The 15,518-nt window shown below is 67.2% G+C and carries 13 protein-coding genes; 2 read left to right on the top strand and 11 right to left on the bottom strand.

The annotated features are described in order from the left end of the window. The 5 genes from nikC to sapR form a co-directional block, all read right to left on the bottom strand. Nucleotides 1-915 carry a nickel transporter permease gene (nikC, locus tag AC1VVG_RS28435; protein ID WP_034187936.1) on the bottom strand — a complete coding sequence of 305 codons (915 nt, stop codon included), beginning with the start codon at nucleotides 913-915 and terminating at the stop codon, nucleotides 1-3. 66 nt (nucleotides 916-981) lie between these two features. Further along, on the bottom strand, nucleotides 982-2,052 hold the full coding sequence (locus AC1VVG_RS28430; protein ID WP_034187935.1) for an ABC transporter permease: 1,071 nt from the start codon (nucleotides 2,050-2,052) through the stop codon (nucleotides 982-984). A gap of 10 nt (nucleotides 2,053-2,062) precedes the next feature. Continuing rightward, on the bottom strand, nucleotides 2,063-3,664 hold the full coding sequence (locus AC1VVG_RS28425) for an ABC transporter substrate-binding protein (protein ID WP_034187934.1): 1,602 nt from the start codon (nucleotides 3,662-3,664) through the stop codon (nucleotides 2,063-2,065). A 61-nt stretch (nucleotides 3,665-3,725) separates the two neighbouring features. Next, nucleotides 3,726-4,289 carry a D-alanyl-D-alanine dipeptidase gene (gene ddpX, locus AC1VVG_RS28420; RefSeq protein WP_069704641.1) on the bottom strand — a complete coding sequence of 188 codons (564 nt, stop codon included), beginning with the start codon at nucleotides 4,287-4,289 and terminating at the stop codon, nucleotides 3,726-3,728. 17 nt (nucleotides 4,290-4,306) lie between these two features. After that, nucleotides 4,307-5,206 carry a sap1 transcriptional regulator SapR gene (gene sapR / locus AC1VVG_RS28415; RefSeq protein ID WP_069704642.1) on the bottom strand — a complete coding sequence of 300 codons (900 nt, stop codon included), beginning with the start codon at nucleotides 5,204-5,206 and terminating at the stop codon, nucleotides 4,307-4,309. A gap of 398 nt (nucleotides 5,207-5,604) precedes the next feature. Here sapR and AC1VVG_RS28410 point away from each other — a divergent pair, with 398 nt between their 5' ends. After that, complete coding sequence (locus AC1VVG_RS28410) at nucleotides 5,605-6,861, top strand: oxalate decarboxylase family bicupin (protein ID WP_482836965.1); 1,257 nt, start codon at nucleotides 5,605-5,607, stop codon at nucleotides 6,859-6,861. Between the two features lie 111 nt (nucleotides 6,862-6,972). After that, nucleotides 6,973-8,280 (top strand): Nramp family divalent metal transporter, encoded by a 1,308-nt coding sequence (locus AC1VVG_RS28405; protein ID WP_482836964.1) that lies wholly within the window; start codon nucleotides 6,973-6,975, stop codon nucleotides 8,278-8,280. Nucleotides 8,281-8,295: 15 nt separating this feature from the next. Here the strand turns inward: AC1VVG_RS28405 and AC1VVG_RS28400 are convergent, their stop codons facing one another. The 6 genes from AC1VVG_RS28400 to AC1VVG_RS28375 form a co-directional block, all read right to left on the bottom strand. Next, nucleotides 8,296-9,549, bottom strand: a complete 1,254-nt coding sequence (locus AC1VVG_RS28400; protein WP_482836963.1) for a hypothetical protein — start codon at nucleotides 9,547-9,549, stop codon at nucleotides 8,296-8,298. 188 nt (nucleotides 9,550-9,737) lie between these two features. Next, nucleotides 9,738-11,327, bottom strand: a complete 1,590-nt coding sequence (locus AC1VVG_RS28395; RefSeq protein ID WP_069704644.1) for an ABC transporter substrate-binding protein — start codon at nucleotides 11,325-11,327, stop codon at nucleotides 9,738-9,740. A 126-nt stretch (nucleotides 11,328-11,453) separates the two neighbouring features. Further along, nucleotides 11,454-11,786, bottom strand: a complete 333-nt coding sequence (locus AC1VVG_RS28390) for a sugar ABC transporter ATPase (RefSeq protein WP_034187928.1) — start codon at nucleotides 11,784-11,786, stop codon at nucleotides 11,454-11,456. A gap of 268 nt (nucleotides 11,787-12,054) precedes the next feature. Further along, the gene (locus AC1VVG_RS28385) at nucleotides 12,055-12,384 is read right to left on the bottom strand and encodes a hypothetical protein (RefSeq protein WP_124670994.1); all 330 of its coding nucleotides are present in this window, start codon (nucleotides 12,382-12,384) and stop codon (nucleotides 12,055-12,057) included. 180 nt (nucleotides 12,385-12,564) lie between these two features. Then, nucleotides 12,565-14,124, bottom strand: a complete 1,560-nt coding sequence (locus AC1VVG_RS28380) for a DHA2 family efflux MFS transporter permease subunit (protein WP_482836962.1) — start codon at nucleotides 14,122-14,124, stop codon at nucleotides 12,565-12,567. A gap of 397 nt (nucleotides 14,125-14,521) precedes the next feature. Continuing rightward, nucleotides 14,522-15,424 carry a LysR family transcriptional regulator gene (locus AC1VVG_RS28375; RefSeq protein WP_034187925.1) on the bottom strand — a complete coding sequence of 301 codons (903 nt, stop codon included), beginning with the start codon at nucleotides 15,422-15,424 and terminating at the stop codon, nucleotides 14,522-14,524. Between the last annotated feature and the right edge of the window lie 94 nt (nucleotides 15,425-15,518).

The following is a 15,518-nucleotide window of genomic DNA, read 5'->3' as shown; positions in this document are numbered from 1 at the left end:
TCATGCTCCATGGCGGGGATCGAAGACGTCGCGCAGCCCGTCGCCGAGCAGGTTGAACGCGAGGCTCACGAGCAGGATCGCGATGCCGGGCAGCGTCGCGACCCACCACGCGTCGAGCAGCACGTTGCGGCCCGATGCGACCATGAAGCCCCATTCGGGGCTCGGCGGTTGCGCGCCCAGGCCGAGAAAGCCGAGGCCCGCGACGGTCAGGATGATGCCGGCCATGTCGAGCGTCGCGCGCACGATCACCGACGACATGCACAGCGGCATGATGTAGCGCAGCAGGATGCGCGGGCCCGACGCGCCCTGCAGCCGAGCGGCGTGGATGTAGTCGGCCTGCGCGATGCGGATCGTCTCCGCGCGCGCGAGCCGCGCATACGCGGGCCACGCGGTGATCGAGATCGCGACGACCGCGTTGATCACGCCGGGCCCGAGCGCGGCCGCGAACGCGAGTGCGAGCACGATCTTCGGGAACGCGAGCGCGATGTCGGTGATGCGCATCAGCACGCTGTCGACGAAGCCGCCGCAATAGCCGGCCGTGGTGCCGATCAGGAGGCCGATCGGCACCACGATCACGACGACGAGCAGCGCGATGCCGAGCGTGAGGCGCGAGCCGGCGATCAGCCGCGAAAGGATGTCGCGGCCGAGCTGGTCGGTGCCGAACCAGTGCGACGGCGAGCCGGGCGGCAGCAGCCGGTCGGACAGCACCTGGCGCAGCGGGTCGTGCGGCATGATCAGCGGGCCGATGATCGCGACGACGATCAGCGCGACGAGGATCGCGAGCCCGAACAGGTTGAGCGGATTGGTGGCGAACCGGCGCCAGCGTCGGTACGCGAGGCCGAGTGCGGCCTGCGAGCGCGACGCGGGCGCATCGGACAGCAGCCACGCGCGCGGCGTGAGGCGCTCGGTGTTCATGATTGGACGACCTTCGGCATCGGCGATGAAAGAAGCGGGGGGAAAGCGGTCATGTCGGCGTAGCCCTCAGCGCGCACGCGGATCGAACACGCGGTAGAGCGCGTCGGTCAGCAGGTTGACGGTGATGAACATCGCGCCGATCACAAGCGTCGCGCCGAGCACCGCGTTCATGTCGGCGTTCAGCAGCGCGCCGGTCAGGTACGAACCGAGCCCCGGCCACGCGAACACGATCTCGGTCAGCACCGAGCCTTCGAGCAGGTTGCTGTACGTAAGCGCGATCACGGTCAGCAGCGGCACCGCGATGTTGCCGAACGCATGCCGCCAGATCACGCGCCGTTCCGACAAGCCCTTCGCGCGCGCGGTGACGATGTATTCCTGGCTCAACTGGTCGAGCATGAACGAACGCGTCATGCGGCTGAGATACGCGACCGAGTAGTAGCCGAGGATCGCGGCCGGCAGCGCGATGTGCGACACCGCGTTGCGGAACACGTCCCACTCGCCGGCGAGCGCGGCGTCGATCAGCAGGCTGCCCGTGCGCGGGTCGACCATCCCGTCGTACACGGGGTCGAGCCGGCCGGGCCCGCCGACCCAGTGCAGCCGCGCGTAGAACAGCAGCAGCCCCATCAGCCCGAGCCAGAACACGGGCACCGAATTGCCGATCAGCCCGACGAAGCGCGCGATGTGATCGATCGGCCGGTTGTGCTTCACGGCGGCCGCGACACCGAGCGGCACGCCGATCGCGATGCCGATCAGCGTGGCGATCGTCGCGAGTTCGAGCGTGGCCGGGAACACGCGCCGGATGTCGTCGAGCACCGGGTTCGCGGTCAGCAGCGACACGCCGAGATTGCCGTGCAGCACGTCGCGCACGTAAATCATGAATTGCGTGGCGAGCGGCTTGTCGAGCCCGAGCGCGATGCGTTCGGCCGCGTATGCGTCGGCCGACGCGCGATCGCCGAGGATCGCGAGCACGGGATCGATCGGCACCTTGCGGCCGATCACGAACGTCAGCGCGAGCAGCCCCGCGAACGTGACGGCGAGCGTGAGCGCCCAGCGCAGCACGCGCAGCGCCCAGCGCACGGCCGGGCGACGCGCGGGCAGCGTGCGCAGTGCTTCGAGTGAGGAGGCGGGAGTCGACATGCGGCGAATCTTATTGCTTCTTCAGGTTGCGGTACGACACGAGATCGTTGATCGGCCCGACCTCGAGCCCGCTCACGCCGGGCCGTGTCGCGACCTGCGCGACTTTCTCGAACATGATCACGAACGGCGAGTGCGCGAGCACTTCCTTCTGCATCGCCTGATACCGCTGCGCGCGTTTCGCGGCGGTCGGCTCGGCGAGCGCGGTGTCGGTTTCCTTCGTCAGTTGCGGGATGTCCCAGCTGTTGCGCCAGGCCAGCATTTTATAGCTCGACTTGTCGGAGTTGTCCGGATTCCACGCGAAACCCTGCGCGTTGCTGTGCGGATCGATGTAGTCGGCCGACCATTCGCCGATGTAGATGTCGTGCTGGCGCGCGCGGTATTTCGCGAGCGTCTGCTTGTTGTCGCCGGGGATCAGCTGCACCTTGATGCCCGCCTGCGCGAAGTTCGCCTGCACTGCCTGCGCGATTTCCGTGTACGGATAGTCGTTGCGCACGTCCATCGTCACCGAAAAGCCGTCGGGCACGCCGGCCTTCGCGAGCAGCGCCTTCGCTTTCGCGACGTCGAGCTTGTAGGGGTTCGCGTTCAACGTGCCGAGGAAGCCTTCGGGCAGGAAGGTCTGGTGCACCTTGTAGGTCGTCTTCACGACGTTGCCCTGGATGCCCGCATAGTCGACGAGCCATTTCAGCGCTTCCTGCACGTCGGGCTTCGCGAGCGTCGGGTTCTTCGTGTTCAGGCCGAGATACAGCAGCGTCGCCTGCGGCGAAGCCGATACCTTCGCCTTGCCCGATTTCACGACCGACGCCAGATCGTCGGGGCTCAGGTCGCGCGCCGCGTCGACGTCGCCGTTTTCGAGCAGCAGGCGCTGGCTCGCGGCCTCGGGCACGTGGCGCAGCACGATGCGTTTCATCGCGAGCGGCAACCGGTAGCCGTCGAAGCGCTGCAGCACGAGGCTGTCGCCGGCCGTCCACTTGACCAGCCTGTACGCGCCGGAGCCGGCTTCGTTGGTCTTCAGCCACGCATTGCCGAAGTCGTTGCCTTGCTGATGCGACAGCAGCAGCTTCTTGTCCAGCACCGACGCGGGCCACGAGCCGAGCACGTTCAGCACGAACGTCGGCGCGTACTTGCGGTCGGTGGTGACGGCAATCGTCTGGTCGTCGAGCTTCTTCACGTTCGCGCCGACGTTCGCCTTCGTCAGGCCGATGCCGGTCAGCACGGCGGCCGGGCCCTTGTCGAGCAGCACCGCGCGCTGGATCGACCAGGCGACGTCGTCGGCCGTCAGCGGATTGCCCGAGTGGAACTTGAGGCCCGGGCGCAGCTTGAACGTATAGGTCAGGCCGTCGGTGCTCACCGTCCACGACTGCGCGACGTCGCCGTTGAATTTCGACGGATCGCGCAGGTCGACGCGCACGAGCCGGTCATAGGTATTCGCGACGTATTCCTCCGGCACCAGTTCGTAGATCTCGCCCGGGTCGAGCGTCGTGAATTCGTCGAGCAGCGTGGCCATCACGAACATGTCCTTCGGTGTTTCCGCATGCGCGGCGCAAAGCGGAACGGCGGCGAGAACGGCCGCGGCGGCCAGCGCCGCGACGAGTCGGGATGTCGGGAATTTCATGGGCGCTCCATCTGTCGTTGAAGTCGTTGAACGTGAACGGTGAGGGGGACGTGCATCGTCGTTACATCAGGCGCCACGGGCCGCTTGCCGCGTCGTCGATCTGCGGCAGCGCGTGCGAGCCGGGCAGTTCGTAGTGCCACCATTCGCTGTCGATGTGCGCGAAGCCGGCCGCGTGCATCACGCCGAGCAGCAGCAGGCGGTTGCGTTGCACGGCTTCAGGCAGCCCGGCGTGGAAGTGACCCGACGCGGCGACCATCTCGTCGAAACCGGTACCCATGTCGAGCGGCTCGCCGTTCGCGGCGACGAGCGTCAGGTCGAGTGCGGTGCCGCGGCTGTGATTCGAGCCGCGGCCGAGATCGGCGATGAAGTTCGGGTCGGGCAGGAAATCCCACAGGACCTGCTGCGCCTGCGGCGGCCGGTACGCGTCGTAGATGCGCAGCGTGAAGCCGGCTTGCGCCGCGATGTCGACCGCCCGCCGCAACGCGGCCTCGGCCGGCGCCAGCAGCAGGCAGTGCGCATGGCGGTAGATCGGCTTGCCGGTCAGGTTGCGGTCGGTCGCGTAGACGAGATCGATGTCGACGCGATGCGTGGCGGGCGTGATTTCGACGAGGCGGTGATCGTTCATCGGCAGGGCGGTCTCGCTCAGGATTCGAATTGGTCGAACGTGCGCTGCAGTTCGCGGTTGCGTTCGACGCGGCGGTCGATCGCGGGGCCGAGGCGGTCGACCACGGCCGTGATCAGCAGGTTGAACAGGCAGGTGAGCGGCGCGAGCGAATCCCAGAACTGGCCGACATCGGTCTTCACCTGCAGCAGGTCGGACGGCCAGTCGCGCGCCCACGGGCACGACAGGTCGGTGACCAGCGCGAACGGCTGCCCGCGCTCGGCGGCCGCCTGGCAATAGCGGCGCGCGCCGCGCGAATACGCACGCGTATCGGTAACGATGCAGTACGGCCGCTCGAATTCGGAGTTCAGCGAATCGACGTACGAGCCCGACTGGCCATCGGAATAGAACACCCGCGGGCGCAGGTATTCGAGGTAGCTGCTGAAGGCGTTGCTGATGCCGCGCGTCGACTGGATGCCGAGGATGAACACCGCGTCGGCCTGTGCGATCCGGTCGGCGACCTGCGCGAACACCGGGCCTTCGGCGAGCCGGTACACGTGGCGGATCGCATCGAGCTCGCGTTCGAGGGACAACGCGAGCGCGCGTTCGCCGCGGCGGGCGCCGTCGTTGCCGCCGACATCGCCGTCGACCGAGTGCGTGCCCACCGTGCGGCGGTATTCGTCGAGCCGGTCGGTGATCATCCACGGACGATCGCTGCCGCCGCGCAGCTCGCGCTTCAGGTCGTCGAGATTGCGGTAGCCCACGCTGCGCAGGAAGCGCCCGACCGAGATGCCGCTGGTGCCGGCCTGCTGCGCGATCTGGTCGGCAGTCTCGAGCCCCAGACGGTCGAGGTTCGCGAGCATGTAGCTCGCGATGCGCTTGGCGGTCGGTGTCAGCTCCGCGTAGCGGGATTCGACGGTACGGGCGAACGCGCAAGTCATCGGCTGTTAGATCGTTGTCGTTTGGTGATCGAATGTCATCTATCTGACAAAGCCAAAATCATTCGCGCCAGCGGATAAAAACTATGGTGTGAGGATGGGTGATAGGTGCGTGACGGACCGGCGTTCGCACGGCCCAACCCTGAATCGCCGATCGATTGGCGGATCGTTCGCCTTGAATGTCGCGGTGAGCCGTTCCGCCAGTCGTGTCCCGCGGTATCGCGATCATTACAAAATTAAAGCGAATCACATTAAGTCATTAATTCAGGTCAATAATTCATTTAAGTTTTGCGTCGATTTGGATTTAACTTGCGTGACGGGATGTTCGATTTTCGATAATCCGAAAACGGCATGTATTCCGTAATGGGAATTCGCTCAATCGAAATAATGAAGAGGCAATCATGACGAATCTTTCTCGACGCAAGATGCTGGCGAATACGGCTGGCGCCATTGCCGCCGCAGGCCTTGCCGTAACGGCCAAAGCCGCGTCGTTCGGCAATCCGGACAGTCCGCCGGAAGGGGCGATCAACGCGCGCAACACACAGGGATTGACCGACCCGGGGCCACAAAATCCCGCATTGGCGAATCAATTTCTGTCTTTTCAGGATCCGCCTGCCACTGATATCAACGGGATGCCGTTATTCTGGGCGTCTTTCAATAATGCCCATAAACGCATTCAAAACGGCGGGTGGGCGCGCGAGGTCACGCAGGACGATTTTGCGATTTCCGAAACCATTTCCGGCGTCAATATGCGCCTCACGCGCGGCGGCATTCGCGAGATGCACTGGCACCAGCAGGCCGAGTGGGCAATCATGCTTGACGGCCGCTGCCGGATCACCGTGCTCGACGAACTCGGGCGGCCGTCGGTGCAGGACGTCAAGACCGGCGATCTCTGGTATTTCCCGCCGGGCCTGCCGCATTCGCTGCAGGGCCTCGGCACCGACGGCGCCGAATTCCTGCTCGCGTTCGATAACGGCCGTGCATCGGAATTCAATACGCTGCTGCTGACCGACTGGGTCGCGCATACGCCGCCGGACGTGCTCGCGCTCAACTTCGGCGTGCCGGCCGACGCGTTCAGGAACATTCCGCTCGACAACCTGTGGATCTTCCAGGGCGACGAACCGGGCCCGCTCGCGGACGCGCAGCGCGCATCGGCCTCGTCGGCCGGCGCGCCGCCGCATCCGTTCATCTTCTCGCTCGGCGACATGAAACCCGTCAAGAAGACGCGCGGCGGCGAAGTGCGGATCGCGGACAGCACCAACTTCAACATTTCGACGACGGTCGCGGCGGCGCTCGTGACGGTCCATCCGGGCGGCATGCGCGAGTTGCACTGGCATCCGAACGCGGACGAATGGCAGTACTACCTGCAGGGCGAGGCGCGGATGACCGTGTTCGACACGGGGCCGAAGGCGCAGACGGCCGACTTCCGCGCGGGCGACGTGGGCTACGTGAAGAAGAGCCTCGGGCACTATGTGCAGAACACCGGCAAGACCGATCTCGTGTTCCTGGAGATCTTCAAGACCGACCGGTATGCGGAGGTGTCGTTGTCCGACTGGCTCGCGCATACGCCGCCGAAGCTCGTCGAAGCGCACCTGAACGTCGCGCCCGACGTGATCGCGCGGTTTCCGCGCAACCGTCCCGACGTCGTGCCGCTGTAAAGCGGCCGGCGCCGCCGCGGCCGGCGGGCGGCAGGCCGGCCGTGGCGTCCGCTTCCGCTTCCACTTCCACTTCCACTTCCACGTAAGCCCCTATCCGAACGGAACCTCACCATGATTCCCGTTACGAGCAAAACCGCCGGCGGCTTCGCGCTGCCGGGCGCGTCTCCCGAACGCATCGACGGCGCGGCGCGCGCCGCGCTGGAAGGCCGCCGCACCGGTATCGCCGCGCTGCTGCCGTTCGTCGGCCCGGCCGTGATCGCGTCGATCGGCTACATGGACCCCGGCAACTTCGCGACCAACATCCAGGCCGGCGCCGCGTACGGCTACCGGCTGCTGTGGGTCGTGCTGGCCGCGAACGCGATCGCGATGCTGTTCCAGGCGATGTCCGCGAAACTCGGCATCGTGACCGGCCGCAACCTCGCCGAGCTGTGCCGCGACCGTTTCCCCGCGCCGGTCGTGCTGGGCATGTGGATCGCGTCGGAAATCGCCGCGATGGCGACCGATCTCGCCGAATTCCTCGGTGGCGCGCTCGCATTCGGGCTGCTGTGCCACCTGTCGCTGTTCGCCGGGATGATCGCGACGGCGCTGGCGACCTGCGCGATCCTCGCACTCGAGAAGCGCGGCTTCCGGCCGCTGGAAGCCGCGATCGCGGCGCTGGTCGGCGTGATCGGCGCGTGTTATCTCGGCGAACTGCTGATCGCGCCGCAGGACTGGCATGCCGCGGCGTTTCATCTGGTCGTCCCGCAGATTCCGGATCACGCGGCGCTGACGATCGCGGTCGGGATCATCGGCGCGACGATCATGCCGCACACGCTGTATCTGCATTCGGGCCTGACGCAGGATCGCGCCGCGCCGCGCGACGACGTGGAACGGCGGCGGCTCGTGCGTTTTTCGAACCGCGAGGTCGTCGTCGCCCTCGGGCTCGCCGGGTTCGTGAATCTCGCGATGGTGATGATGGCGTCGTCGGCGTTCCATGCGAATGCGCCGGGCATGACCGACATCGGCGACGCGTATCACACGCTGATCCCGGTGCTCGGGCCGGCCGCCGGCGTGCTGTTCCTCGTCGCGCTGCTGACGTCGGGCGTATCGAGTTCGGTGGTCGGCACGATGGCCGGGCAGGTCGTGATGCAGGGCTTCATCCATCGCCGCCTGCCGGTGTGGGTGCGCCGCGCGGTGACGATCGCGCCCGCGTTCGCGGTGGTCGCACTCGGCTGCGACGTCACGCGCGCGATGGTCGCGAGCCAGGTCGTGCTCAGTTTCGTGTTGCCGACACCGATGATCGCGCTGTTGATGCTGTCGGCGCGCGAGGACGTGATGGGCGCTTATGCGATGCGGATGCCGCTGCGGATCGTCGCCGGCGCGGCGACGGTCGTGATCGTCGGGTTGAATGCGTACCTGGTGTGGGCGGCGTTCGACTGAGCGGCGGCGGGGCGGCTACTGCTGCATGTCCGGCGCCTCGCGCAGCCGCCAGATCGCGTTGCACTGCTGGCCGCCGAGGCTCGTCGCGCGTAGCGTGACGACGGTGCCGGCGGCGACCTGATACCAGAAATGCGCCATCAGCTCGGTGCCTTTGCGCTGCGCCTGCCCGTCGACCAGCACTTCGCACCGCAGCGGCGACGGCGAACCGGACGGGTGCGTGACGTAGACGTTCAGGCGCGCGATGTCGCGGGTCGCGGTGAACACGACTTCGTGGTTGCCGCTGCCGACGAGCATCGTGCCGCCCGGTTCGTCGATTGCCTGCAGGTAGGCGCCCGCGCTGCCCTCGATCGCGGCGGACGAAACGGTCAGCCCGGCCGATCGCACGTAGTCCGCCGCGGCGATGCGTGCGGCGACCGCGCCGGAGGGCACCGGGGTGCCGTCCGACAGCGCGAACGGCGCGCCGTCGCGCAGCGCGGCGTCGGTGTGGTTCGCGTAGTAGCGCCACCGGTCGAGGAAGCGGATGTCGCCGGTCATGTGCAGCGCGCGGATCGGTTCGTCCTGGTAACGGAGCGTCGTCGTACCGCTGCCCGCGTCGAACGATTCGTGAATGCCGTACTTGCTGACGAAGTTCTGGACCGGGTCGAGCAGCGCCGTTTCGCCCTGGGCGCTCCACAGATGCAGGAACGTCGTGTCGATCCCGAAGCACGCCTGGAAATCGGTGCCGACGCGCGCGAGGCAGTCGCGCAGGTGAGCGGCATAGCGTGCCCATGCGTCGGCGGTCCCGGCCACGAGCCCGGCCTGCAGCGCACCGCCGTGGCGGGCGGTGACCGCGTCGACGACGAGACGCCAGTGATGGTCGCGCCGCTCGCCGATCAGCGGCGTGACGACGAACGTGCAGAACAGCGGGTCGGGGCACACGTGAATCCGGTCGTCGCCGATCCGCGAGAACAGGTCGAATTGCGGCGCACAGAACCAGATGTCGGCATCGTACAGCGCGAGCTTGCGGATCTGCGGGTTGCGCGCGCAATACCCGGCCGCCTCGATGAAGCGGCCGACCGGCAGCGCATACGCGTCCGACGCGTCGATGACGTCGACCGACTGGCTCGCGTGGATCTGCCGCTTGCGCTCGGACAGCCCGTAGCCGATCACCGAGATCCGTCCGTCGTAGCCGGTCTGCCGGAGCGACAGCAGGAACGGCACGAGCATTTCGTACCACGCGCGGTTGTTGTCGTTGATCGCTACGCAGACCGCGTGCTCGCTCGGATGCATGTTCGGTTCCCGTTGTGCGCACTCGGGCGTGCGCATCCTGTCCTGGTTGGTGACGCGATTCCGGTGACTTCGATCCACCGCCGGCACGGGTCATTGTAGATCGGCGCCGCCGCCCGACATAGCGCCGGCGCCGCGGCCCATGGCGATTACCCGCGCGCCGGCAGGGCCGGGCGCGCGAGCCGCCGCGATTATTTCGCGAGCGTGCGGTATGACACGAGGTCGTTGATCGGCCCGATTTCCGGCCCGGTCGCACCGGGGCGCGTCGCGACCTGCACGACCTTCTCGAACATGATGATGAACGGCGAGTTCGCGAGCACGGCCTTCTGCAGCGCTTCGTAGCGCTGCGCGCGCTTCGCGGGCGACGGCTCGACGAGCGCGGCCTCGGTGTCTTTCGTCAGTTGCGGAATATCCCAGCTGTTGCGCCACGCGAGCATCTTCGTCGGCGATTGATCCGAGTTGTCCGGATTCCATGCGAAGCCGCGCGCGTTGCTGTTCGGGTCCATGTAGTCGGGCGACCATTCGCCGATGAAGATGTCGTGCTGGCGCGCGCGGTACTTGCCGATCGCCTGCTTCGCATCGCCGGGGATCAGCTTCACGCGGATGCCGCCCTGCGCGAAGTTCGCCTGCAGCGCCTGCGCGATCTCGAGGTACGGATAGTCGTTCGGCATGTCCATCGTCACGTCGAAGCCGTTCGGCAAGCCGGCCTTCGCGAGCAGCGCCTTCGCCTTCGCGACGTCCTGCTTGTACGGCCGCGCGTTCGACGTGCCGAGGAAGCCTTCGGGCAGGAAGGTCTGATGCACCTTGTAGGTCGTGCTGACGATGTTGCGCTGGATGCCGTCGTAGTCGACGAGCCATTTCATCGCCTGCTGCACCTCGGGTTTCGCGAGGTTCGGGTTCTTCGTGTTCAGGCTCAGGTACAGCAGCGCGGATACCGGCCACGACGCGACCTTGATCTTGCCGGCCTTCGACAGCGCGGCGAGGCTGTCGGGGCTCAGGTTGCGCGCGGCGTCGGCGTCGCCGTTCTCCAGCAGCAGCCGCTGCGCGGACGCTTCGGGCACGTGGCGGAGCACGACGCGCTTCATCGGGTACGGCGTGCGGTATTTCTCGAAACGCTGCAGCACGATGCTCTCGTTCGGCGTCCACTTGACGAGCTGGTACGGGCCCGAGCCCGCATCGTTGGTCCGCAGCCAGGCGCTGCCGAAATCGTTGCCCTGCTGGTGCGACAGCAGCAGCTTCTTGTCGAACACCGAGGCCGGGCACGCGCTGAGCACGTTGAGCACGAAGCTCGGCGCGTACTTGCGGTCGGTTTCGAGCACGACGGTCTGCGGATCGACCACGCGCACCTTCTGCATCACGTTCGCCTTCGTGAGGCCGAGATCGGCGAGCACGCCGGCCGGCCCCTTGTCGAGCAGGATGGTGCGCTGCAGCGACCATGCGACGTCGTCGGCGGTGACGGGGTTGCCGGAATGGAACGTGAGGCCGGGGCGCAGCTTGAACGTGTAGGTCGTGCCGTCTGCGCCGACCGTCCACGATTGCGCGATCTGTCCGTCGAAGCGCGTCGGATCCTTCAGGTCGACCCGCACCAGCCGCTCGTAGGTGTTCGCCACGTATTCGGACGGCACCAGCTCGTAGATCCCGCTCGGGTCGAGGGTCGTGAATTCGCCGAGTTGCGTGGCGACGACGAAGATGCCGGGCGGCGTGGCAGCCTGCGCCGGCAGCGCCGGAACAAGCGCGACGAGCGCGGCGCTGACGAACAGCCGGGACAGCAGGTGCTTCATGCGGGCTCCATCGAGAGGGATTCGTGGTGCGATTCTCTCATCGACGGCCGTCCGGATGAAAATATTCGGCGCGCGCGCGGGACGGCGCACGGCAGTCGGCCGGGCGGGTGCCCGGCGCGGGGGGCGTCAGATCGCGCAGCGCGCGATCGCGAAGCGCATGGCTTCCTCGGCCGGTTCGTTGCCCGAGCCGCGCACGACCTTGACGACCGAGCCGTTGCCCGACGGCGTCAGCGTGACGAAGTAGGAATTCGAGCCGACGGCGATATCGGTCACGCCGTTGTGCTGCGATTGCTCGGTGCCCGACAGGCGGCTGTCGAGGCAGTTCGCGATGGCGTAGGCCGGACGTTGCGACGACACGTAGATCATCGGTGCGGCACCCGACGAGGCCGAGTCGGACGAGGGCGCGGAACCGCAGGCGGCGAGCAGGGCGGCGGGAAGGAGCAGCAGGAATCGTTTCATGGTCGGTCGTCGGGTGTCTCGTATCGAGGCTGGGGCGCGGGGTAGGCGAAACGCGAAGCTTCGCGACGAAACCGCCCGGAATCGGGCCGTTTTTGACGGACGACGATGCGACAGGCGGCTGACGACGGAGTATACCCGCAGCATCTGACGCCGTTCGCGCGTTGAAACGATTCGATACAACCAGCCGATCGAACAAGCACCCGCTGCCGCATCGCGGCAGCGGGCGTTTCAGGTGATGGCGAATGGGCGCTTGCCGGTGTTGTCGCTGTTATTGGCCGATCTTGTTGCCGACCGCATTGTCCTGCTGGTTCAGCACGTGCTTTTCGCTCTTCGTGATGTGGCCGTGGTCCTGCGCGGCCATGTCCCGCTCTTCCCGGCGGATCTTGCGGTCGTCACGGTGCAGGCGCGCGGCCCGGGCGTGCGACATCTCGCCTTCCGTCACTTCGTGATGGATGCGGCGATGCTGGTTCGCGAGGCGCCGGTTGACCGCTTCGCGGCGCGGATGCGCCTGTTGCCACGGCGTCTCGGCGAACGCGGTGCCGGTCAGGACCGACATCAGGGCGGCGGCAATCGCGATTTGGCGGGTCAGGGCTCGCATCGTGTTTTCTCCTGTCGTTGCGCCGTCCCTCTGGAGGAGCGGCGCATGACGAAAAAACGCGGTACGGGCGCCGGCTGTTGACGTTTCCGCCTGTATCGATTGCAAGTCTTTATTACGTCGCAGGGGGAGCTGGCCGGCCCCGGCGTGCGTGGCGCGAGGGTCGGCCGCAACGGCCGCGGATCAATGCGCGCCGGCCGCCGCCGCATCGGCATCGCCGCCGCCCGAGCGCGCCGGTTTCGTGATCCAGATGAGCGGGATGATCGCGATGAAGATGATCGCCGACACGTAGAAGATGTCGTTCAACCCCATCACGGCCGCCTGCGAATCGACCGATGCGTTGAAGAACGCGAGCGCCGAATCGGGGCTCAGGTGCAGCAGCGAGCGTGTCGTGTCGACCTGTTGCGTGAAGACCGGGTTGGTGACGCTCGCCTGTTCGGTGAGCCGCACGTGATGCAGGATCGTGCGGTCGTTCCACGCGTTGCTGATCAGCGACGTGCCCACCGCGCCGCAGAACGTGCGGCCGAAATTCGACAGGCCGGCCGCGGCCGGGATCTTTTCGGGCGGCAGCCCGGACAGGATGATCGACGTCAGCGGCACGAAGAACATCGCCATCGGAATGCCTTGCAGCAGCGTCGGCAGCACGAGGTCCCAGCGCGACACGTCGGTGTAGAACGTCGTGCGCATCATGAACACGACCGCGAAGCCGACGAACGCGAGCGTCGCGATATAACGCGGGTCGGTGCGTGGCAGCAGGCGTCCCATGACCGGCGTGAGCAGGATCGCGAACAGCCCGAGCGGCGCGGTCGCGAGCCCCGAATCGACCGCGCGGTAGCCGAGATAACCCTGCATCCATTGCGGCAGCAGCACGAGCGTGCCGAAGAACATCCCGTACGCGACCGAGATCGCGATCGTGCCGCCCGCGAAGTTGCGCTGCGTGAACAGCCGCAAGTCCACGATCGGGTTGGCCTCGTACAGCTCCCACACGAGGAAGAACGCAAAGCCGATCAGCGCGACGATGCCGAGCGCGACGACGACGGGCGAGTTGAACCAGTCGAGATACTTGCCCTTGTCGAGCATGATTTGCAGCGACGCGACCCACAGCACGAGCAGCAGCAGGCCGACCGTATCGATCGGCAGGCGGCGCGTGGCCGATTCGCGGTCGCGGAACACGATCCACGTGACGGCCGCCGCGAAGAAGCCGACCGGAATGTTGATGTAGAAGATCCACGACCAGTTGTAGTCGTACGTGATCCAGCCGCCGAGCGACGGCCCCGCGATCGGGCCGACGAGCGCGGTCATCGACCACAGCGCGAGCGCGCTCGACGATTTCTGCCGCGGCCAGGCGCCAAGCAGCAGCGCCTGCGACAGCGGCGCGAGCGGCCCCGCGACCGCGCCCTGCAGGATCCGTGCGGCGAGCAGCGTCGGCAGGTTCGGCGCGATCCCGCACAGCCACGACGCGAACACGAACAGCAGGATCGACGTGACGAACAGGCGCACCTGGCCGAAGCGCTGCGTGAGCCAGCCGGTCAGCGGAATCGACACCGCGTTCGCGGCCGCGAAGATCGTGATTACCCACGTGCCTTCGTCGACCGAGACGCCGAGGTCGCCCGAGATCGTCGGGATCGCGACGTTCGCGATCGACGAGTCGAGCACGTTCATGAACATGGCGAGCGATACCGCGATCGTGCCGATCGCGAGCTTGCCGCCCGACAGCGGCGCCTGGGGTGACGGAGATGACATGGTGTTCCTGCGTGATGAAAGGTGGCCGGGCGGCGCGCGCCGTCGGCCGCGCGCGCCGCGTGCGCGGGCGGGCCGCGAAGCGGACGGCGCGATGCACCACGCGCGGGCGGCCCGGCAAACGGGGCCGTCCGCGCGCGGCGTGCGGTTCAGGCGTTCGATCGGATCGGCGAAGCCATGACGGGCTTCGGGGCGCGGGCAGGCCGGTCAGGAAGGCGCGACGCGCGTGACGCGGCGGCGGGCAGCGCTCGCGTGGCTGCCGTAGCGTGTGTGGCGATTTTTCATGGGCACAGGCTAACGATGCGGCGAACGGCGATCAACGCTCGCGCGCTCATTAATTCCTTTCGTGCGCCGCAATAATGCAGCCGGCCCGCCTCGATGGCCGGTCGCGCGATGCCGGTTACGGCGACGCGCGCCACGCGGTGAAGACTTCCGTCAGGAATTCGACGAATGCGCGCACCTTGCTGTCGAGCGTCGCGCGCTTCGGATACAGCGCGTGCAGTTCGACGTCGTCGGTGCGGTGCCAGTCGGGCAGCACGATTTCGAGTTCGTTGTTCGCGAGCCGCCGCGTGGTGAAGTGCGTGGAGATCAACGCGATGCCGCCGCCGCTCGCGGCCTGGCGCAGCACCGTGACCGATTCGTTCGAGATCAGCACGGGCCGCACCGGCACGTCGGCCACGTCGCCGGCCGCGTTGGCGAGCCGCAGCGTCAGGCCGGGCGTGTCGCGGCCGACGAACAGGATGTCGTGATCGGCGAGGTCCTGTGGTGTCTGCGGCCGGCCGGCACGGTCGAGATAGTGCGGGCTGGCCGCGAGTTTCGCGTGCGACCAGCCGAGCGAGCGCGCGACATAGCCGGAATCGGTCAGCACGCCCGTGCGCAGCGCGACGTCGAAGCCGTGCTCGACGAGGTCGAGCGCGCTGTTGTCGTAGATCAGCACGAGCTGCACCAGCGGGTAGCGCCGGCGAAACTCGGCGAGCGCCGGCTCCAGTTCCAGCAGGCCGATCGCGTAGGGCACCAGCACGCGCAGCGTGCCCTCGGGCTCGGTGCGCAGCGCCCGCGCCTGGCGGTCCGCGTCGAGCAGGATTTCCTCGGCGCGCAGGCAGCGTTCGTAATAGTCGCGCCCCGCTTCGGTGACGGACACGCGGCGCGTCGTGCGGTACAGCAGCTGGACGCCGAGATCGTCCTCGAGCTGCCTGACCTTGCGGCTCACGCGGCTGAGCGGCATGTCGAGTTGCGTGGCGGCGGCGGTGAAGCTGCCGCGTTCCACCACGCGCAAGAATATCCGGATGCTTTCGAGGTCCATACGGGGCGTTTCAGGGTTCGGCCTGCGCGCATCTTACCGTCGCGCGCCGGATCGCAGCGGATCGTGCCGATTATCCTGCCCGGTGCAATAACGC

This window comes from Burkholderia sp. L-4 (assembly GCF_056856535.1).
This window is presented reverse-complemented; position numbering and strand designations above follow the sequence as displayed.

Excerpts from the sequence above, each read along its gene's own strand:
- nikC (WP_034187936.1), bottom strand. The coding sequence starts at position 915 with ATGAACACCGAGCGCCTCACGCCGCGCGCGTGGCTGCTGTCCGATGCG.
- AC1VVG_RS28430 (WP_034187935.1), bottom strand. The coding sequence starts at position 2,052 with ATGTCGACTCCCGCCTCCTCACTCGAAGCACTGCGCACGCTGCCCGCG.
- AC1VVG_RS28425 (WP_034187934.1), bottom strand. The coding sequence starts at position 3,664 with ATGAAATTCCCGACATCCCGACTCGTCGCGGCGCTGGCCGCCGCGGCC.
- ddpX (WP_069704641.1), bottom strand. The coding sequence starts at position 4,289 with ATGAACGATCACCGCCTCGTCGAAATCACGCCCGCCACGCATCGCGTC.
- sapR (WP_069704642.1), bottom strand. The coding sequence starts at position 5,206 with ATGACTTGCGCGTTCGCCCGTACCGTCGAATCCCGCTACGCGGAGCTG.
- AC1VVG_RS28410 (WP_482836965.1), top strand. The coding sequence starts at position 5,605 with ATGACGAATCTTTCTCGACGCAAGATGCTGGCGAATACGGCTGGCGCC.
- AC1VVG_RS28405 (WP_482836964.1), top strand. The coding sequence starts at position 6,973 with ATGATTCCCGTTACGAGCAAAACCGCCGGCGGCTTCGCGCTGCCGGGC.
- AC1VVG_RS28400 (WP_482836963.1), bottom strand. The coding sequence starts at position 9,549 with ATGCATCCGAGCGAGCACGCGGTCTGCGTAGCGATCAACGACAACAAC.
- AC1VVG_RS28395 (WP_069704644.1), bottom strand. The coding sequence starts at position 11,327 with ATGAAGCACCTGCTGTCCCGGCTGTTCGTCAGCGCCGCGCTCGTCGCG.
- AC1VVG_RS28390 (WP_034187928.1), bottom strand. The coding sequence starts at position 11,786 with ATGAAACGATTCCTGCTGCTCCTTCCCGCCGCCCTGCTCGCCGCCTGC.
- AC1VVG_RS28385 (WP_124670994.1), bottom strand. The coding sequence starts at position 12,384 with ATGCGAGCCCTGACCCGCCAAATCGCGATTGCCGCCGCCCTGATGTCG.
- AC1VVG_RS28380 (WP_482836962.1), bottom strand. The coding sequence starts at position 14,124 with ATGTCATCTCCGTCACCCCAGGCGCCGCTGTCGGGCGGCAAGCTCGCG.
- AC1VVG_RS28375 (WP_034187925.1), bottom strand. The coding sequence starts at position 15,424 with ATGGACCTCGAAAGCATCCGGATATTCTTGCGCGTGGTGGAACGCGGC.